The organism is Streptacidiphilus monticola (genome assembly GCF_042658505.1).
GTDB classification, from domain to species: Bacteria; Actinomycetota; Actinomycetes; order Streptomycetales; family Streptomycetaceae; genus Streptacidiphilus; species Streptacidiphilus monticola.
In genome coordinates this window covers 1,774-19,021 of the sequence record NZ_JBHSQJ010000146.1, presented here as the reverse complement: position 1 = coordinate 19,021, position 17,248 = coordinate 1,774, and the positions used below count along the sequence as shown (strand labels likewise).

The following is a 17,248-nucleotide window of genomic DNA, read 5'->3' as shown; positions in this document are numbered from 1 at the left end:
GCGCGGGGAACTGCGCGCCCGGCACACCACTCGGGGAGGTCCGTCCCGCACATGGGGTCGGACCTCCCCGGGTGGTGTCTTGCTCGCGCAGTTCCCCGCGCCCCTGAGGGGCCTTCGGCCCCTGGGCGGTTGCCGGGTTACTCCTTGGGCTTGGCGTCGACGCCGGCTTCCTTCCGCTGCTCGGGCGTGATGGGCGTCGGAGCACCGGTGAGCGGGTCGCCGCCGTTCGACGTCTTCGGGAAGGCGATGACATCGCGGATGGTGTCCAGCCCGCCGAGCAGGGTGACCAGGCGGTCCAGGCCCAGGGCGATGCCGCCGTGCGGCGGGGGGCCGTAGTCGAAGGCGTTGAGCAGGAAGCCGAACTGCTCCTGCGCCTGCTCCTCCGTCAGCCCGATCGCGTCGAAGGCGCGCTTCTGCACGTCCTTCTGGTGGATACGGATCGAACCGCCACCGATCTCCGAGCCGTTGAGGACCAGGTCGTACGCGTTGGACAGCGCGCGGCCCGGGTCCTTGTCGAAGGTGTCGATCGACTCCGGCGCCGGGGAGGTGAACGGGTGGTGCATGGCGTGCCAGCCGACGAAGTTGCCCTTGTCGTCCTCGATGGGCTCGAACATCGGGAAGTCGACGACCCAGAGGAACGCCCACTTCGACTCGTCGATCAGCCCGCAGCGGCGGCCGATCTCCAGGCGCGCCGCGCCCAGCAGTTCCTGCGACGGGGTCTTCTTGCCGGCCGCGAAGAAGATCGCGTCACCCGGCTTGGCGCCGGTCGCGTCCGCGAGGCCGGCCAGGTGCTCCTCGGAGAGGTTCTTGGCGACCGGGCCGCGCAGCTCGCCCGTCTCCTCGTCGATGAGGACGTAGGCCAGACCGCGCGCGCCGCGCGCCTTGGCCCAGTCCTGCCACGCGTCCAGCTGCTTGCGCGGCTGCGAGGCGCCGCCCGGCATGACGACCGCGCCGACGTACTCGGCCTGGAAGACGCGGAACTCGGTGCCGGTGAAGTACGCGGTGAGGTCCGTCAGTTCGTTGTCGAAGCGGACGTCCGGCTTGTCCGAGCCGTACCGGGCCATCGCGTCGGCGTAGCTGAGCCGGGGCAGCGGCAGCGGCACCTCGTAGCCGTGGACCTCGCTCCAGATCCGGGAGACGACCTTCTCGCCCAGCTCGATGATGTCGTCCTGGTCCACGAAGGAGGCCTCGACGTCGAGCTGGGTGAACTCCGGCTGGCGGTCCGCTCGGAAGTCCTCGTCACGGAAGCAGCGGGCGATCTGGTAGTACCGCTCCATGCCGGCCACCATCAGCAGCTGCTTGAACAGCTGCGGCGACTGCGGCAGCGCGTACCAGGAGCCCGGCTGCAGCCGGACCGGCACCAGGAAGTCGCGCGCACCCTCGGGGGTGGACCGCGTCAGGTACGGGGTCTCGATGTCGAGGAAGCCGTTCTCCTCCATCACCGTGCGGATGATGTGGGTGGCCTTCGAGCGCAGCCGCAGCGCCTTGGCCGGGCCCTCGCGGCGCAGGTCCAGGTAGCGGTACTTGAGGCGGACCTCCTCGTTGACCGTGCCGGGCTCGTACTCGGCGACCGGGAACGGCAGCGGGGCGGCCTCGGACAGCACCGTCAGCTCGTTGACGACGACCTCGACGCCGCCGGTGGGGATGTCCGGGTTCTCGTTGCCCTCGGGACGGACCCGCACCTCGCCGTCGACCTTGACGCAGTACTCGGCGCGCAGGCCGTGCACGGACTCCAGGTCGCGCACGACGACCTGGACGGTGCCGGAGGCGTCCCGCAGGTCGATGAAGGCCACGCCGCCGTGGTCGCGGCGGCGGGCGACCCAGCCGGCGAGGGTGACGGTGGTGCCGGCGTGCTCCGGGCGGAGCGTGCCGGCCTCGTGGGTGCGGATCACTGGAGCTTCTCCTTCAGGGTGGCGACGAGAGCGTCGAGGGCGACCGGGGTCTGGTCACCGGTGGTGAGGTCCTTCAACTGCACGAGGTTCTCGGCGAGATCGCGCTCGCCGGCGACCAGCGCGAACCGCGCACCGGACCGGTCGGCGTCCTTCATGGCCGCCTTCAACCCCTTGGCGCCGTAGGCGAAGTCGGCCGAGACGCCCTCGCGGCGCAGCTCGGTCACGAGCGCGAACAGCACCCGGCGGGCCTGCTCGCCCAGCGGCACGGCGAAGACCGCGTTGGTGCTGGGCTGTGTCAGCGAGATGCCCTCGGCCTCCAGCGCGAGCACCGTCCGGTCCACGCCCAGGGCCCAGCCGACGGACGGGAGCGCCGGGCCGCCGATCATCTCGGACAGGCCGTCGTACCGGCCGCCGCCGCCGACGGCGGACTGGGCGCCGAGGCCGTCGTGGACGAACTCGAAGGTCGTGCGGGTGTAGTAGTCGAGGCCGCGGACCAGCTTCGGGTCGTCCTCGAAGGAGATCTGAGCCGCCGTCAGCAGCTCGCGGACCTGCTCGTGGTACGCCTTGCAGTCCTCGCACAGGTAGTCGGCGAGCAGCGGGGCGCCGGTCAGCTGGGCCTGCACCTCGGGGCGCTTGTCGTCGAGCACCCGCAGCGGGTTGATCTCGGCGCGGCGCAGCGTGTCCTCGTCCAGGTCCAGCCCGCGCAGGAACTCCTGCAGCGCGGCGCGGTAGACGGGACGGCAGGTCCTGTCGCCCAGGCTGTTGAGCAGCATGCGGAAGTTCTTCAGGCCGAGCGAGCGGTAGGCGTCGACGGCCAGGATGATCAGCTCCGCGTCCAGCGCCGGGTCCTCGGCGCCGATCGCCTCCGCGCCGACCTGCCAGAACTGGCGGTAGCGGCCCTTCTGCGGACGCTCGTACCGGTACTGGGAGCCGCTGTACCAGACCTTGACCGGCAGGTTGCCGCTGCGGTGCAGGTTGGCCTGGAGGGTCGCGCGCAGCACCGAGGCGGTCATCTCGGGACGCAGCGCGAGCTCCTCCTTGCCCCGCTTGACCAGGTTGAACATCTCCTTGGTGACGATGTCGGTCGACTCGCCGACACCCCGGGAGAAGAGCTTCACGTCCTCGAAGACCGGTGTCTCGATGTAGCTGTACCCGGCCCTGCGCAGCGGTGCCGCCAGCGCGTCACGCACCGCCAGCACGGTGCCGGACACGGCGGGAAGGATGTCGTACGTGCCCTTGGGGGCCTGGAAAGTGCTGCTCACGTCTCGTCTCAATCACAGTCCGCGGCGCGGTGCGCCGGGGCCTTGGGCGGTCGCCCCCGCGACCTGGAGCAGGTACGGGTTGGTGCGACGCTCGCGGCCGATGGTCGTCTGGGTGCCGTGGCCGGAGAGGACGACGGTCTCGTCCGGGAGCGGCAGGCACACACGGGCCAGCGACTCCAGGAGGGCGTCGTGGTCGCCTCCGGGCAGATCGGTGCGTCCTACGGAGCCGGCGAACAGGAGATCGCCCGAGAAGAGCACCGGGGGCAGGTCCGGCGCGGCGGGCGTCCTGAAGGTCACCGACCCCTTGGTATGGCCGGGCGCGTGATCGACCGTCAGCTCCAGCCCGGCGAGCTCCAGCACACTGCCGTCGTGCAGCACCCGGACGTCGTCCGGCTCGCCGATGGTCAGCTCGCCCAGCAACTGCGCCCCGAAGGAGCGGCCGAGGCCCTTCTCCGGGTCGGCCAGCATGTAGCGGTCCTCGGGGTGGATCCACGCCGGGATCCCGCGCGCGCCGCAGACGGGGACGACGGAGGCGGTGTGGTCGATGTGACCGTGCGTCAGCACGACGGCGACGGGCTTGAGCCCGTGCTCCCGGATGGCGTCCTCGACCCCCTGGGTGGCCTGGTGGCCGGGGTCGACGATGACGCACTCCTCACCGGCGGCGGGGGCGACCAGGTAGCAGTTGGTGCCCCAGGCCCCAGCGGGAAATCCGGCGACGAACACGTGAGTCCCTCGTGGCTTGTCAGAAGAGGTGTCCAGGAGTACGAAGGCAGCCTACCGGCGGTGCTGCGGCGGAAGCGAACCGTATCCGGGTGGCGCGCTGATCCTCTCCTTACCGCGGGCACACAGGCCCGCTCCCTACACTGTGCGCGCGACTGGTGGCATGATCCGGGCCAGCAGTCCGCGTCCCGACCGTTGAACCGAGGAGTGACCTACCGGTGGCCCCCAACGACGCCCGCCCGCGCCAGCAGCTCTCCAAGGACAAGGAGAAGCGTCGCCGCCAGTTGGAACGGCTGCGCTACGAGCGTCAGATGCAGCGGCGCCAGGAGGCGGTGGCCCGGGCCCGCAGGCGCACCGCGATCATCGGCGGCGTCGTCGCCGGCGTACTGGTGATCGGCGGCGTGGTGTGGGCCGTGGCGCCCTCCGGCTCCAAGAAGACCCCTGCCGCGGCCGCCCCCTCCGCCTCGGCCGCCGCCTCGACCGCGGCCACCCCTTCGGCCTCGCCGAGCTACAAGCAGTGGAAGACCGAGCCGGCGATGTCGATCGACACGAAGGCGACCTACACCGCGACGATCAAGCTGGACCAGGGCACGGTCACCCTCAAGCTGAACGCGGCCAAGGCCCCCCACACCGTCAACTCCTTTGTCTTCCTTGCCAAGCAGGGCTTCTTCGACAACGTGAAGTGCCACCGGCTGACCACCGCGGGCATCTACGTGCTCCAGTGCGGCGACCCGACCGGCACCGGCTCCGGCGGCCCCGGCTACAGCTTCACCGACGAGAACCTCAAGGCCTTCGGCAGCGGCACCCAGGTGACCTACCCGGCCGGCACCGTCGCCATGGCCAACTCGGGCGCGAACACCAACGGTTCGCAGTTCTTCCTGGTCTACAAGGACAGTCCGCTGGCCCCCTCCTACACCCCCTTCGGCACCATCACCGGCGGCCTGGACACGCTCCAGGCCATCGCGAAGAAGGGCGTCCAGGGCGGCGGCACCGACGGCGCCCCGGCGGAGTCGGTCGTGATGAAGTCGGTCACCACCGCGAAGAGCTGAGGGCTCGTGCCAATTGACCGGGCCGGGATGCGGACAGCACCCGGCCCGGTCGCCTATGTTGTGGTCTTGTAGGGTGCCTTGACCCGGCCGCCCCGACTAGAAGAGCGGCCCGGCCGGCATCAATTCTGTGGACGGCGGCAGCCCTGCCCGTGCGGAGCGGGGACCGCCATAGCGAGGAGGCGCTGTGACCAGCGACCCGTGGGGCCGTGTCGACGACGAGGGGACCGTCTACGTGCGGACGGCCGACGGCGAACGCGTCGTCGGCTCGTGGCAGGCCGGCTCCCCCGAGGAGGCCCTGGCCTACTTCACGCGCAAGTACGAGGGCATCGCCGTCGAGATCGGCCTGCTGGAGCGCCGCGTGCGCACCACCGATCTCGCCGCCAAGGACGCGCAGGCCGCGATCGACCACCTCAAGGCGCAGGTCGCCGAGGGCCACGCGGTGGGCGACCTGGACGCGCTCGCGAAGCGCCTGGACGCGCTGAGCGCCGAGGTCGAGAGCCGCCGCGAGGAGCGCAAGGCCGCCCGGGCCAAGGCCCAGGAGGAGGCCCGTGCCGCCAAGGAGGCCCTGGTCGCCGAGGCCGAGCAGCTGGTCGACTCCACCCAGTGGCGCGAAGCGGGCGACCGGCTGCGGGAGTTGGTGGACACCTGGAAGGGACTGCCCCGCCTCGACCGCAAGTCCGACGACGAGCTCTGGCACCGCTTCTCGCACGCCCGCTCGGCCTTCTCCAAGCGCCGCAAGGCCCACTTCGCGCAGCTCGACCAGCAGCGCGAGGAGGCCCGGCTGCGCAAGGAGAAGCTGGTCCTCGAGGCCGAGTCGCTCTCCGGGTCCACGGACTGGGGCCCGACGGCGGCCCGTTACCGCGAACTGATGGCCGACTGGAAGGCTGCGGGCCGCGCCCAGCGCGAGGCCGAGGACGAGCTGTGGACCCGCTTCCGCGGCGCGCAGGACGTCTTCTTCCAGGCCCGTTCCGCCGTCTTCGACGAGCGGGACGCGGAGGAGCGGGAGAACCAGACCGCCAAGGAGGCGCTGCTGGTCGAGGCCGAGGCGCTGCTCCCGATCGGCGACCTGAAGGCCGCCAAGGCCGCGTACCGCGACATCGCGGAGCGCTGGGAGGCCATCGGCCACGTGCCCCGCGACGCCCGCGGCCGCCTGGAGTCGCGCCTGCGCGCCGTCGAGCACGCGCTCCGCGAGGCGGAGGATGCGGAGTGGCAGCGCAGCAACCCGGAGGTGCGCGCCCGCGCCGAGGGCATGGCGGGGCTGCTGCAGGCGGCGGTGGACAAGCTGGAGAAGCAGCTTGTCGCTGCGCAGGCGAAGGGTGACGCCCGTACGGTCGCCAAGCTGGAGTCCGAACTGGCCGGTCGCCGCGAACTGCTGGCGCAGGCCCAGAAGGGCCTTGAGGAACTCGGCTGACGCTCCGTCAGTTGCGCTTCCCTCCGGGGGCGCGAGGATCCCCCACCCTTCGGGTGGGAGGTTGCCCCACCGCGAGCAACACACCACCCCGGGAGGTCCGGCCCGTTCAATGGGGTCGGACCTCCCGGGGTGGTTGGCTTCTCGCGGTGGGGGCACCTCTCGCCCGAAGGGTGGGGGATCCTCGCGCCCCTACGGGTGCAACTGCTACTTCTTGGAAGACGTGACCCGGTAGACGTCGTAGACGCCCTCCACGCCGCGGACGGCCTTGAGGACGTGGCCCAGGTGCTTCGGGTCGCCCATCTCGAACGTGAAGCGGGACATCGCCACCCGGTCGCGGGACGTCTGGACCGCCGCCGACAGGATGTTCACGTGCTGGTCGGACAGCACCCGCGTCACATCCGACAGCAGCCTGCTGCGATCCAGCGCCTCGACCTGAATGGCCACCAGGAACACCGACGACTGCGTCGGGGCCCACTCGACCTCGACCATCCGCTCCTGCTGCTGGGACAGCGAGTCCACGTTCACGCAGTCCGCCCGGTGCACCGACACACCGTTGCCCCGCGTGATGAAACCGACGATCGGGTCGCCCGGCACGGGCGTGCAGCAGCGGGCCAGCTTGACCCAGACGTCGGCCACGCCCTTGACCACCACGCCGGGGTCGGGCGTCGCCCTCCGCTGGCGGCGGTTCGGGCGGGACGACGGGGCGGCCGTCTCCTCCAGGTCCTCGGCCGCGCCCTCCTCGCCGCCGAGCGCGGTGACCAGCTTCTGCACGATGGTCTGCGCGGAGACGTGCCCCTCCCCGATGGCCGCGTACAGCGACGAGATGTCGGGGTAGCGCATCTCGTGGGCCAGGGTCACCAGTGAGTCGCCCGTCAGGATGCGCTGCAGCGGCAGGCCCTGCTTGCGCATGGCCCGGGTGATCGCGTCCTTGCCCTGCTCGATGGCCTCCTCGCGGCGCTCCTTGGAGAACCACGCACGGATCTTGTTCCGGGCCCGCGGCGACTTGACGAAGCCCAGCCAGTCCCGCGACGGGCCGGCGTTCTCCGCCTTGGACGTGAAGACCTCGACCGTGTCGCCGTTCTCCAGCGTGCTCTCCAACGGCACCAGCTTGCCGTTGACCCGCGCTCCTATCGTCCGGTGCCCGACCTCGGTGTGGACCGCGTACGCGAAGTCCACCGGCGTCGATCCGGCCGGAAGCGCTATCACGTCGCCCTTCGGCGTGAAGACGAAGACCTCGCTCTGGCCCAGGTCGAACCGGAGCGCGTCGAGGAACTCGCTCGGGTCCTCGGTCTCCTTCTGCCAGTCCAGCAGCTGGCGCAGCCAGGCCATCTCGTTGACGGTGTCGCCCTTGCCGGCCGGCGTGTCCGTGCGGACCTTCGACGTGCCCGCCACCGCCTGCTGCTTGTACTTCCAGTGCGCGGCGATGCCGTACTCCGCGCGCCGGTGCATGTCGAAGGTCCGGATCTGCAGTTCGACGGGCTTGCCCTCGGGGCCGATGACCGTCGTGTGCAGCGACTGGTACATGTTGAACTTCGGCATGGCGATGTAGTCCTTGAACCGCCCCGGCACCGGGTTCCACCTGGCGTGGATGGTGCCCAGCGCCGCGTAGCAGTCGCGGACGGAGTCGACCAGGACGCGGATGCCCACCAGGTCGTAGATCTCGGCGAAGTCCCGGCCCCGCACGATCATCTTCTGGTAGACGCTGTAGTAGTGCTTCGGCCGGCCGGTCACCGTGGCCTTGATCCGCGCGGCCCGCAGGTCGCCGTTCACCTGGTCGGTGACGACGGACAGGTACTCGTCCCGCTTCGGCGCCCGCTCGGCCACCAGACGCACGATCTCGTCGTACATCTTCGGGTAGAGGATGGCGAAGGCCAGGTCCTCCAGCTCCCACTTGATGGTGTTCATGCCCAGGCGGTGGGCGAGCGGGGCGTAGATGTCGAGGGTCTCGCGGGCCTTCTTCTCCTGCTTCTCCCGCTTGAGGTAGCGCATGGTGCGCATGTTGTGCAGGCGGTCGGCCAGCTTGATGACCAGCACGCGCGGGTCCTGCGCCATCGCGATGACCATCTTGCGCACGGTCTCCGCCTGCGCGGCCTCGCCGAACTTCATCTTGTCGAGCTTGGTGACGCCGTCCACCAGCTTGGCCACGGTGTCGCCGAAGTCCCGGCGCAGCTGCTCCAGGCCGTAGTCGGTGTCCTCGACGGTGTCGTGCAGCAGGCCCGCCATCAGCGTGGGGACGTCCATGCCGAGCTCGGCGAGGATCGTGGTGACGGCCAGCGGGTGCGTGATGTACGGGTCGCCGCTCTTGCGCTTCTGGCCGCGGTGCCAGCGCTCCGCGATCTGGTAGGCGCGCTCCAGCGCGGGGAGGTCGGCCTTGGGGTCGTTCTGGCGGACGACCCGGAACAGCGGCTCGAGAACCGGGTTGAAGGTGCTGGCGCGCTGGCCGCCGAGGCGGGCGAGCCGAGCCCGCACGCGGGAGGGCGTGGCCGCCGGGGGTCCCGGTTTGGGCGGCGCGGACTGCGCGGGCGCGGCGGGGACGGACTCCTGCTGGCTCGCGGCTGCGGGCACGACCTCTTCGGGCAAGTGCACTCCTTGGAACAAGGTCCGGAACCTCATGGTACCGAGAGTCACCACCCGGTGTTCCCCGTGACCAGCGGGTGGAACGGGTCGGAACGAAGCAGGTGGGGCCCCCGGGTCAACGGAGGCCCCACCTGTTCGCATTCCGGACTGACGGCCCGTCAGCCCTCAGATCTGGATGACCGCCTCCAGCGGGACGTCGCCCAGCTTCGGCAGCAGCCGCTCCCGACCGCCGAGGAAGCCCAGCTCCATCAGCATCACCACGCCGGCGACCTCGGCCCCGGCGCGGGCGATCAGCTCCAGCGCTGCCTCCGCGGTGCCGCCGGTGGCGAGCACGTCGTCGACGACCAGCACCCGGTCGCCCGGGCTGAAGGCGTCGACCTGGACCTCGATCACGGCGGAGCCGTACTCCAGGTCGTAGGACTGGCTCAGGCAGGCGCCGGGGAGCTTGCCCTCCTTGCGGACCGGGACGAAGCCCGCCCCCGCCGCGTAGGCGCCGGGCGCGGCGAGGATGAAGCCGCGCGCCTCCAGGCCCACGACCTTGGTCGCGCCCAGAGCCCGGGCCCGCTCGCCGATGTGCCGCACCAGCGCCGCGAAGGACTCCGCGTCGTCCAGCAGGGGCGTGATGTCCTTGAAGACCACGCCCGGCTTGGGGTAGTCCGGGACGTCGCGGATCTTCGCGGCCAGCAGTGCTGCGAGTTCAGTGCTCATGACGGTGTGTCAGTTCCTCAGCTCCGGCGGCCGGAGCGACGCTCGCTGCGGCTGCGGTTGACCGGCTGGCGGCGCGGACCCGTTCCGGACCCGGCATGCACCGCGTCCTCGACGACCTCCTCGGCGCCCGGCGCGGGCACCGGGCGCTCGGCCGCGGCCTTGGCCTCGGCGGCCTTGCGCTGGGCGACGCGCTTGGCGAGCGCCTGGTACTCCGGACGCTTCTCCTGCAGCCAGGCGACCAGCGGGGTGGCCACGCAGATCGAGGAGTAGGCACCGGCGGTCAGACCGATGAACAGCGCCAGCGAGATGTCGTTGAGGACACCCGCGCCGAGCAGGCCGCCACCGATGAACAGCAGGCCGGCGACCGGCAGCAGGGCCAGGACCGTGGTGTTGATCGAGCGGACCAGGGTGCTGTTCAGCGAGTTGTTGGCGGCGTCGCTGTAGGTCAGCCTGGTCTGCTTGGTCAGGTCCTTCGTCGCCTCCTTGAGACCGTCGTAGACGACGACGGTGTCGTAGAGGGAGTAGCCGAGGATGGTCAGGAAGCCGATGACGGTACCCGAGGTCACCTCGAAGCCAGCCAGGGCGTAGACGCCGACCGTGATCAGCAGGTCGTGGATCAGGGCGACCAGCGCGCCGATCGCCAGCCGCCACTCGAAGGCGACGGCGAGGTAGATCGTCACCAGCACCATGAAGGCGATCAGGCCGTAGAGCGCCTTGTGGCTGATGTCGCTGCCCCAGCTGGGGCCGATCTCCTGGACGCTGATCTGGGAGGTCGGAACGGACAGCTCCTGCGCCAGCTTGGTCTGTCCGGTGGCCGAGTCCAGGTGCTCGTTCGAGCTGACCTGGATGGTGATGTTCTTGGTGCCGTTGAGGTTCGTCGTCTGCTGCACGACGGCGGAGCTGTCTCCGAGCATCCTGTTGGCGGCGTCCTGAGCCTGACTGACCGTCAGCCCGGGCTTGGTGACCGTGTAGATCTCGCCGCCCTTGAACTCGATGCCCAGGTGCAGGCCGCGCAGGCCCAGACCGAGGATGGCCGCGAGCAGGATGACCCCGGAGATGGCGAGCCAGAGCTTCCGCCGGCCGACGAAGTCGATGCTGACCTCGCCGGTGTAGAGGCGGTGTCCGATGTTCCCGAAGCGCGACACGGGTCAGGCCTCCTTGGTGGCGGCAGGACGGCCGCGGCGGGAGCCGCGGAGGGGCGCACGGACGCCGAGGCGCTCCGGCGAGAGGCCGGACCACTTGTGCCCGTTGCCGAAGAACTTCGTCCGGGCCAGCAGCGTGATCAGCGGCTTGGTGAACAGGAAGATCACGACGACGTCGAGCAGCGTGGTCAGGCCCAGCGTGAAGGCGAAGCCCTGCACCTTGCCGACGGTGAAGAAGTACAGCACCGCGGCGGCGAGGAAGGACACGAAGTCCGAGACCAGGATCGTGCGCCGGGCGCGCGGCCAGGCCCGCTGCACGGCCGGGCGCAGCGTGGAGCCCTCGCGCAGCTGGTCGCGGATGCGCTCGAAGTACACGACGAAGGAGTCGGCGGTGATACCGATCGCGACGATGGCGCCGCAGACCGCGGGCAGGTTCAGCGCGAAGCCGATGGTGCCACCGAGCAGGCTCATGATCGACCAGGTCAGCACCGCCGAGACGACCAGACCGGCCACGGCGACCAGGCCCAGACCGCGGTAGTAGAACAGCGAGTAGAGCACGACCAGGGCGAGGCCGATGGCGCCCGCGAGCAGACCGGCGTCCAGCTGGCTGCCGCCGAGCTCGGCGGAGACGGTGGTGACGTCCTGGGTCTTGAAGTCCAGCGGCAGCGCACCGTAACTCAGCACGTTGGCAAGGGCCTTGGCCTCTTCCGGAGAGAAGTTGCCGGTGATCTGCGCCTTGCCGCCGGCGATGGTCTCGTTGACCGCCGGGGCGGAGACCGTCTGGCCGTCGAGGACGATGGCGAACTGGTTCTGCGGCGAGGTCTTCGAGGTCAGCGCCTTGGTGGTGTCGGCGAACTGCTTGGTGCCCTTGCCGTTGAAGCTGAGGTCGACCTCCCACTGGCCGGTGGTCTGGCTCAGGCCGGCACTGGCGTCGGACAGGTCCTGGCCGGCGACGGCCACGGGACCCAGCGCGTACTTCTCCCACACGCCCGAGGAGGACTTCTGGGAGCAGGAGACGATGTTCGCGGTGGTGGCGGCCTTGACTGCGGCGTCCCGGGCGGCCTTCTGCCCCGCCGAGGTGCTGCAGTCGATCGCGGCGAACGCGGCCGTCAGGTCGGTCGGCACGGTGCCGGTCTGCCCGATCGTCGCGCCCGAGGTGGCTGCCGACGCGGCGGCCGTCGGGGTGGCGCTCGCCTTGGCGGAAGCAGGCGCGGACGCGGTGGCCTTCGCGGAGGCCGAGGCCGAACCCGCGGTCAGCGCCTTGCTCACGGCGTCACCCTGCGTCTTGCTCGCCGAGGGCGAGGCCTGCGACTTCACGCTCGTGCTGGACGACGCGGACGCGGAGGGCGACGCGCTGCCGGGGGCGGACGGAGAGGAGGTGGACTTCGGGATGCTCCCCGAGTACGCCTGGGCGAGCACCGGCCGGAAGTACAGCTTGGCGGTGGCGCCGAGCTGCTGGGCGACCTGGGTCGAGTTCGTGCCCTTGGGAATGTTCACGATGATCGTGTCATTGCCCTGGGTCTGCACGGTCGCCTCGGACACGCCGTAGCCGTTGACGCGCTCCTGCAGGATCGACACCGCGGTCGCCATGTTGGTCGAGTTGACCGCCTTGGGGTCCGACGAGGTCGCCTTCAGCGTGACGCTGGTGCCGCCGGCGAGGTCGATGCCCAGGCGCGGCTTGTAGTTCCCGGTGCCGAACATGATGGCGACGAGCGCCACGATCGCGACCAGGATCAGGCTGAGCGCACGCCCCGGGTAGCCGTCACGGGGACGGGACTTGGGTGATGCCACCTTCTCGATTCTCTCTGTCCATGCCGTGGGGTGGGTCGCGCCGCCCTCGCCGGGGTTCCGGCGGACAGGGGACAGCGCGGCCACGACGCAGCGGTCCGGTTGGGCCGTGCCGGGGCCATGTCAGAAACGCGGACCCCGGGGCTGTGCCGCAGAGGGCAGGCTACTTGGCCGAGGCTTCCTTGTCGCCATCCAGGTTCTTGGACAGAGCAACCGGCTCGTCCTTGTCCTCGGCGGCGTCCTTCGTCTCGGCCTCGGCGGCGTCCACGACGGCCTGCGCGACCGGCTCGGAGGTCGCGTCGGCGTCCTCGACGGCCTCGTCCTCGGGCTCGTCACCGTGGACGAGGCGGTTGTACTCGACCGGGTCCATGACCACGGCGATGGCCTGCTTGGAGTAGATGGCGTGCACGCCGGGGGCCACCTCGAGCTCCACGGTCTCGTCGTTGACCGACTTGACCAGCGCGTACATGCCGCCGATCGTGCGCACGCCGGAACCCGGCTCCATCTTGTTGCGCATCTCGGCAGCCTGCTGCTGCTTCTTCTTGGCGGAGCGCGTCATCAGGAACATGGCGCCCATCATCAGCACCATGATGAGCAGGAAAGAGGAGGAACCCACGGTTGACAGTCCTTTGCGAGGCCGCAAGGGACGCGGCCGAACTAGCTGGCGGAGGTACCGCCCGGGAAGGGCGGCGGGCGGAGTCTAGGGGACTCGCCATGGTCGGACAACGTCAAGCATCGCATTCCGGTTCCGCGAAAGGCGAGTTCCTCGCGCGGATCTGTTCCACATCACGCCCGCGGGTCACGCCTCCGCGGCGCCGAACAGGTCCTGCTGCCCGGCGACCGGGCTCTGCGGCGGAGGCGTGAGCCCCAGGTGCTGCCAGGCCGCCGCCGTCGCGATCCGGCCGCGGGGGGTACGTGCCAGCAGGCCCTCGCGGACCAGGAAGGGCTCGGCGACCTCCTCCACCGTCTCCGACTCCTCCCCCACGGCGACGGCCAGCGTGGACAGGCCCACGGGCCCGCCGCCGAACAGCTTCAGCAGTGCGTGCAGTACGGCCCGGTCCAGCCGGTCCAGGCCACGGGCGTCCACCTCGTACACGTCCAGAGCCGCGGCGGCGATGTCCCGGGTGACCTCGCCGTCGTGCCGGACCTGGGCGTAGTCGCGCACGCGGCGCAGCAGCCGGTTGGCGATGCGCGGCGTGCCGCGCGAGCGGCCGGCGATCTCGGCCGCGCCGGCGGCGTCGATGTCCACGTCGAGCAGCCGGGCCGAGCGGTGGATGACCCGTTCCAGCTCACTCGGGGCGTAGAACTCCATGTGCCCGGTGAAGCCGAAACGGTCCCGCAGCGGCGGCGGCAGCAGACCGGCCCGGGTGGTCGCCCCGACGAGGGTGAACGGTGGAAGTTCCAGCGGGATGGCGGTGGCGCCGGGACCCTTGCCGACGACGACGTCGACGCGGAAGTCCTCCATCGCCATGTAGAGCATCTCCTCGGCCGGCCGGGACATCCGGTGGATCTCGTCGAGGAAGAGCACCTCGCCCTCGGTCAGCGAGGACAGGATCGCCGCCAGATCGCCCGCGTGCTGGATGGCCGGGCCCGAGGTGATGCGGATCGGCGCGCCCATCTCGGCCGCGATGATCATCGACAGCGTCGTCTTGCCGAGGCCGGGCGGCCCCGACAGCAGCACGTGATCCGGGGTGGCCGCGCGGCGCTTGGCGGCCTGGAGCACGAGCGAGAGCTGTTCCCGCACGCGCTCCTGGCCGATGAACTCGTCCAGGTCGCGCGGGCGCAGGGCGGCCTCGACGGCCCGGTCCTCACCGTCGGCGGCGGCGGTGACCAGACTGCGGTCCGACGGGTCGTCATACATGGCTCAGCGGCTCCAGGTTGGGCTCGTACGCGGGTGGGTCAGCGGGCGCGGTTGCGGCTGCGCAGGGCGCTGCGGAGCAGGACCGAGACGTCGGCCTTGTCCATGGCCTCGGCCTCCGGCGTCACCGCGTTGACCGCGTCCTCGGCCTCACGCGGCGCGAAGCCCAGGCCGACCAGCGCGGCGTGGAGCTGGTCCTGCCACGGCGGCGGCCCGGCGGCGACGGCCGGACCCTGCGCGGGGACGGCGCCGGTGGGCGTGCCGAGCCGGTCCTTGAGCTCGATCAGCAGCTTCTGCGCACCCTTGGGCCCGATGCCCGGCACGGCGGTCAGCGCCTTGGCGTCACCGCGGGCCACGGCCACCCGCAGGGCGTCCGGGCTGTGCACGGCGAGCATGGCCTGGGCGACCTTGGGCCCGACACCGCTGGCGGTCTGCAGCAGCTCGAAGGTCTGCCGCTCGTCGTCGTCGGCGAAGCCGTAGAGGGTGAGCGAGTCCTCCCGGACGACGAGGGACGTGGCGATCCGCGCCTCCTGACCGAGACGGAGGCCGGCCAGCGTGTTCGGCGCGCAGTGCACCAGCATGCCCACCCCGCCCACCTGCACGACGGCGGAGCTGGGCGTGAGCGCGACCACGGGGCCGCTGACGAACGCGATCACGGGCGGTACTCCCTGGCTCGGGTCGAGGCGACGGCTGCGGCGATGCGTTGCGACGCGGTGCCGCGCCAGATGTGGCAGATGGCCAGCGCGAGCGCGTCGGCCGCGTCCGCGGGCTTCGGCGGCGCGTCCAGCCGGAGGATCCGCGTCACCATCGCCCCCACCTGCGCCTTCTCGGCGCGCCCGGACCCGGTGACGGCGGCCTTCACTTCACTGGGCGTGTGCAGCGTGACCGGTATGCCGCGCCGGGTGGCCACCAGCATGGCCACCGCGCTGGCCTGGGCGGTGCCCATCACGGTGCGGACGTTGTGCTGCGCGAACACCCGCTCGACAGCCACGAGTTCGGGCCGGTGGGTGTCGAACCAGGCCTCCAGGCCCCGCTCGATCTGCAGCAGGCGGTCGGCAACTTCCAGCTCCGCGGGTGTTCTGACGACCCCACAGGCGAGCATGCGCAGGGCGCGGCCGGGCGCGCCCTCGACGACGCCCACCCCGCACCTGGTCAACCCAGGGTCCACACCCAGAACTCGCATGCGAAGAGGCTAGCCCGTCGCACTGACAGAACCCCGCAACACCCAGGGGCGCGAGGAACCGCGCGACCAGCCCACCACCCAGGGAGGTCCGTCCCGCACACGGCGCCGGACCTCCGCCAGTGGTGGGCTCTGGTCGCGCAGTTCCCCGCGCCCCTGGCGGCTGCGCCGCCGGGCGGGACAGCTACTCGGCGTCGAGCTCGGCCTCGACCTCGGGCGAGATGTCGAAGTTGGCGTAGACGTTCTGCACGTCGTCGCTGTCCTCGAGGGCGTCGATCAGCTTGAAGATCTTGCGGGCACCCTCCGCGTCCAGCTGGACCTGGACGCTGGGCACGAAGTTCGCCTCGGCGGAGTCGTAGTCGATGCCCGCCTCCTGCAGGGCGGTGCGCACCGCGACCAGGTCGCTCGCCTCGGTCTGGATCTCGAAGCTCTCACCGAGGTCGGTGATCTCCTCGCCGCCCGCGTCGAGCACGGCCTCCATGATCGTGTCCTCGTCGACCTTCTCGGCCTTGGGCACGATGATGACGCCCTTGCGGGAGAACATGTACGACACCGAACCCGGGTCGGCCATGGAGCCGCCGTTGCGGGTCATGGCGACGCGCACGTCGGACGCGGCGCGGTTGCGGTTGTCCGTCAGACACTCGATCAGCACGGCCACCCCGTTCGGGCCGTAGCCCTCGTACATGATCGTCGAGTAGTCCGCGCCGCCGGCCTCCGCGCCGGAGCCGCGCTTGACCGCACGGTCGATGTTGTCGTTCGGGACCGAGCTCTTCTTCGCCTTCTGGATGGCGTCGTAGAGCGTCGGGTTGCCGGCGGGGTCACCGCCGCCGGTCCGGGCCGCCACCTCGATGTTCTTGATCATCTTGGCGAAGAGCTTGCCGCGCTTCGCGTCGATGACGGCCTTCTTGTGCTTGGTGGTAGCCCACTTGGAGTGGCCGGACATCGAGTTGCTCCTTTATGCAAACACCAGGGAAACGAAACAGACGGGAGGGATCTTACCGTCACCCGCCGTGACGGGCGGTGCGGACCATGTCCACGAAGTACCCGTGCACGCGGTGGTCACCGGTCAGCTCCGGGTGGAACGAGGTGGCCAGCAGGTTGTTCTGACGCACCGCCACGATGTGGTCCGCCTCGGTGCCCGTGTCCAGCTGTGCCAGCACCTCGACGCCCTCGCCCACCGACTCGACCCAGGGGGCGCGGATGAACACACCGTGCACGGGGCCGCCGTCCTCCAGGCCCCGGAAGTCCACGCCGTACTCGAAGGACTCGTTCTGCCGGCCGAAGGCGTTGCGGCGCACCACCATGTCGATGCCGCCCACGGTCTCCTGGTCGTCGCGGCCGTCCAGGATCTTGTCCGCGAGCATGATCATGCCGGCGCAGGTGCCGTAGACGGGCATGCCCTCGCGCACCCGCTGCCGCAGCGGCTCCATGACGCCGAAGATGAGCGCGAGCTTGGACATGGTCGTGGACTCGCCGCCGGGGATGACCAGGCCGTCGAGCTCGGCCAGCTCCTCGGCCCGGCGGACCGGGCGCGCCTGCGCGTCCGCCTCGGCCAGGGCGACCAGGTGCTCGCGGACGTCGCCCTGCAGGGCCAGGACGCCGATGACGGGGGTGGCGCTGGACACGTGAACTACCTCTTCGTTGCTGAAGGTTGACGGCCC

Annotated in this window: 15 protein-coding genes; 2 read left to right on the top strand and 13 right to left on the bottom strand. The window is 70.7% G+C overall.

What is annotated here, in order from left to right; all coding sequences use genetic code 11:
- Positions 1-137: 137 nt before the first annotated feature.
- The 3 genes from aspS to ACFP3V_RS28210 are packed head-to-tail and all read right to left on the bottom strand — an operon-like array spanning position 138 to position 3,877.
- Positions 138-1,892, bottom strand: coding sequence for an aspartate--tRNA ligase (gene aspS / locus ACFP3V_RS28220; protein ID WP_380589391.1), 1,755 nt, complete (start codon positions 1,890-1,892; stop codon positions 138-140).
- A complete protein-coding gene (gene hisS, locus ACFP3V_RS28215) occupies positions 1,889-3,154 on the bottom strand; it encodes a histidine--tRNA ligase (RefSeq protein ID WP_380589388.1) in 1,266 nt (421 codons plus the stop codon). Before hisS ends, aspS begins: the two co-directional genes overlap by 4 nt.
- Positions 3,155-3,166: 12 nt before the next feature.
- Positions 3,167-3,877 (bottom strand): MBL fold metallo-hydrolase, encoded by a 711-nt coding sequence (locus tag ACFP3V_RS28210; protein ID WP_380589386.1) that lies wholly within the window; start codon positions 3,875-3,877, stop codon positions 3,167-3,169.
- Positions 3,878-4,185: 308 nt separating this feature from the next.
- Between ACFP3V_RS28210 and ACFP3V_RS28205 the strand changes: the two genes are divergently transcribed.
- Positions 4,186-4,923, top strand: a complete 738-nt coding sequence (locus ACFP3V_RS28205; protein ID WP_380589471.1) for a peptidylprolyl isomerase — start codon at positions 4,186-4,188, stop codon at positions 4,921-4,923.
- A 184-nt stretch (positions 4,924-5,107) separates the two neighbouring features.
- Entirely contained in the window at positions 5,108-6,334 is a 1,227-nt protein-coding gene (locus ACFP3V_RS28200; protein ID WP_380589383.1) for a DUF349 domain-containing protein, read from the top strand.
- A 204-nt stretch (positions 6,335-6,538) separates the two neighbouring features.
- On the opposite strand, the gene ACFP3V_RS28195 is transcribed toward ACFP3V_RS28200, so the two are convergent.
- The 10 genes from ACFP3V_RS28195 to pdxT form a co-directional block, all read right to left on the bottom strand.
- The gene (locus ACFP3V_RS28195; RefSeq protein ID WP_380589380.1) at positions 6,539-8,914 is read right to left on the bottom strand and encodes a RelA/SpoT family protein; all 2,376 of its coding nucleotides are present in this window, start codon (positions 8,912-8,914) and stop codon (positions 6,539-6,541) included.
- A 162-nt stretch (positions 8,915-9,076) separates the two neighbouring features.
- Positions 9,077-9,619 (bottom strand): adenine phosphoribosyltransferase, encoded by a 543-nt coding sequence (locus tag ACFP3V_RS28190; RefSeq protein WP_380589377.1) that lies wholly within the window; start codon positions 9,617-9,619, stop codon positions 9,077-9,079.
- A gap of 17 nt (positions 9,620-9,636) precedes the next feature.
- Positions 9,637-10,764, bottom strand: coding sequence for a protein translocase subunit SecF (secF, locus tag ACFP3V_RS28185; protein WP_380589374.1), 1,128 nt, complete (start codon positions 10,762-10,764; stop codon positions 9,637-9,639).
- A gap of 3 nt (positions 10,765-10,767) precedes the next feature.
- Positions 10,768-12,552: a protein translocase subunit SecD gene (secD, locus tag ACFP3V_RS28180; protein ID WP_380589371.1), complete on the bottom strand. Its 1,785-nt coding sequence runs from the start codon at positions 12,550-12,552 to the stop codon at positions 10,768-10,770.
- Between the two features lie 160 nt (positions 12,553-12,712).
- On the bottom strand, positions 12,713-13,165 hold the full coding sequence (gene yajC / locus ACFP3V_RS28175) for a preprotein translocase subunit YajC (RefSeq protein ID WP_380589368.1): 453 nt from the start codon (positions 13,163-13,165) through the stop codon (positions 12,713-12,715).
- A 183-nt stretch (positions 13,166-13,348) separates the two neighbouring features.
- Positions 13,349-14,410, bottom strand: coding sequence for a Holliday junction branch migration DNA helicase RuvB (gene ruvB / locus ACFP3V_RS28170; protein ID WP_380589365.1), 1,062 nt, complete (start codon positions 14,408-14,410; stop codon positions 13,349-13,351).
- 38 nt (positions 14,411-14,448) lie between these two features.
- Positions 14,449-15,063, bottom strand: a complete 615-nt coding sequence (ruvA, locus tag ACFP3V_RS28165; RefSeq protein WP_380589362.1) for a Holliday junction branch migration protein RuvA — start codon at positions 15,061-15,063, stop codon at positions 14,449-14,451.
- Positions 15,060-15,590 (bottom strand): crossover junction endodeoxyribonuclease RuvC, encoded by a 531-nt coding sequence (gene ruvC, locus ACFP3V_RS28160; protein ID WP_380589359.1) that lies wholly within the window; start codon positions 15,588-15,590, stop codon positions 15,060-15,062. Before ruvC ends, ruvA begins: the two co-directional genes overlap by 4 nt.
- 181 nt (positions 15,591-15,771) lie before the next feature.
- Positions 15,772-16,530 carry a YebC/PmpR family DNA-binding transcriptional regulator gene (locus tag ACFP3V_RS28155; RefSeq protein WP_380589356.1) on the bottom strand — a complete coding sequence of 253 codons (759 nt, stop codon included), beginning with the start codon at positions 16,528-16,530 and terminating at the stop codon, positions 15,772-15,774.
- A gap of 58 nt (positions 16,531-16,588) precedes the next feature.
- Positions 16,589-17,212: a pyridoxal 5'-phosphate synthase glutaminase subunit PdxT gene (gene pdxT / locus ACFP3V_RS28150; protein ID WP_380589353.1), complete on the bottom strand. Its 624-nt coding sequence runs from the start codon at positions 17,210-17,212 to the stop codon at positions 16,589-16,591.
- Positions 17,213-17,248 lie beyond the last annotated feature (36 nt).

What these genes read in the sequence shown, in the direction of transcription:
- ACFP3V_RS28205 (WP_380589471.1), top strand. Translation starts at nt 4,186, where the DNA reads ATGCAGCGGCGCCAGGAGGCGGTGGCCCGGGCCCGCAGGCGCACCGCG.
- ACFP3V_RS28190 (WP_380589377.1), bottom strand. Translation starts at nt 9,619, where the DNA reads ATGAGCACTGAACTCGCAGCACTGCTGGCCGCGAAGATCCGCGACGTC.
- ruvB (WP_380589365.1), bottom strand. Translation starts at nt 14,410, where the DNA reads ATGTATGACGACCCGTCGGACCGCAGTCTGGTCACCGCCGCCGCCGAC.
- ruvC (WP_380589359.1), bottom strand. Translation starts at nt 15,590, where the DNA reads ATGCGAGTTCTGGGTGTGGACCCTGGGTTGACCAGGTGCGGGGTGGGC.
- ACFP3V_RS28155 (WP_380589356.1), bottom strand. Translation starts at nt 16,530, where the DNA reads ATGTCCGGCCACTCCAAGTGGGCTACCACCAAGCACAAGAAGGCCGTC.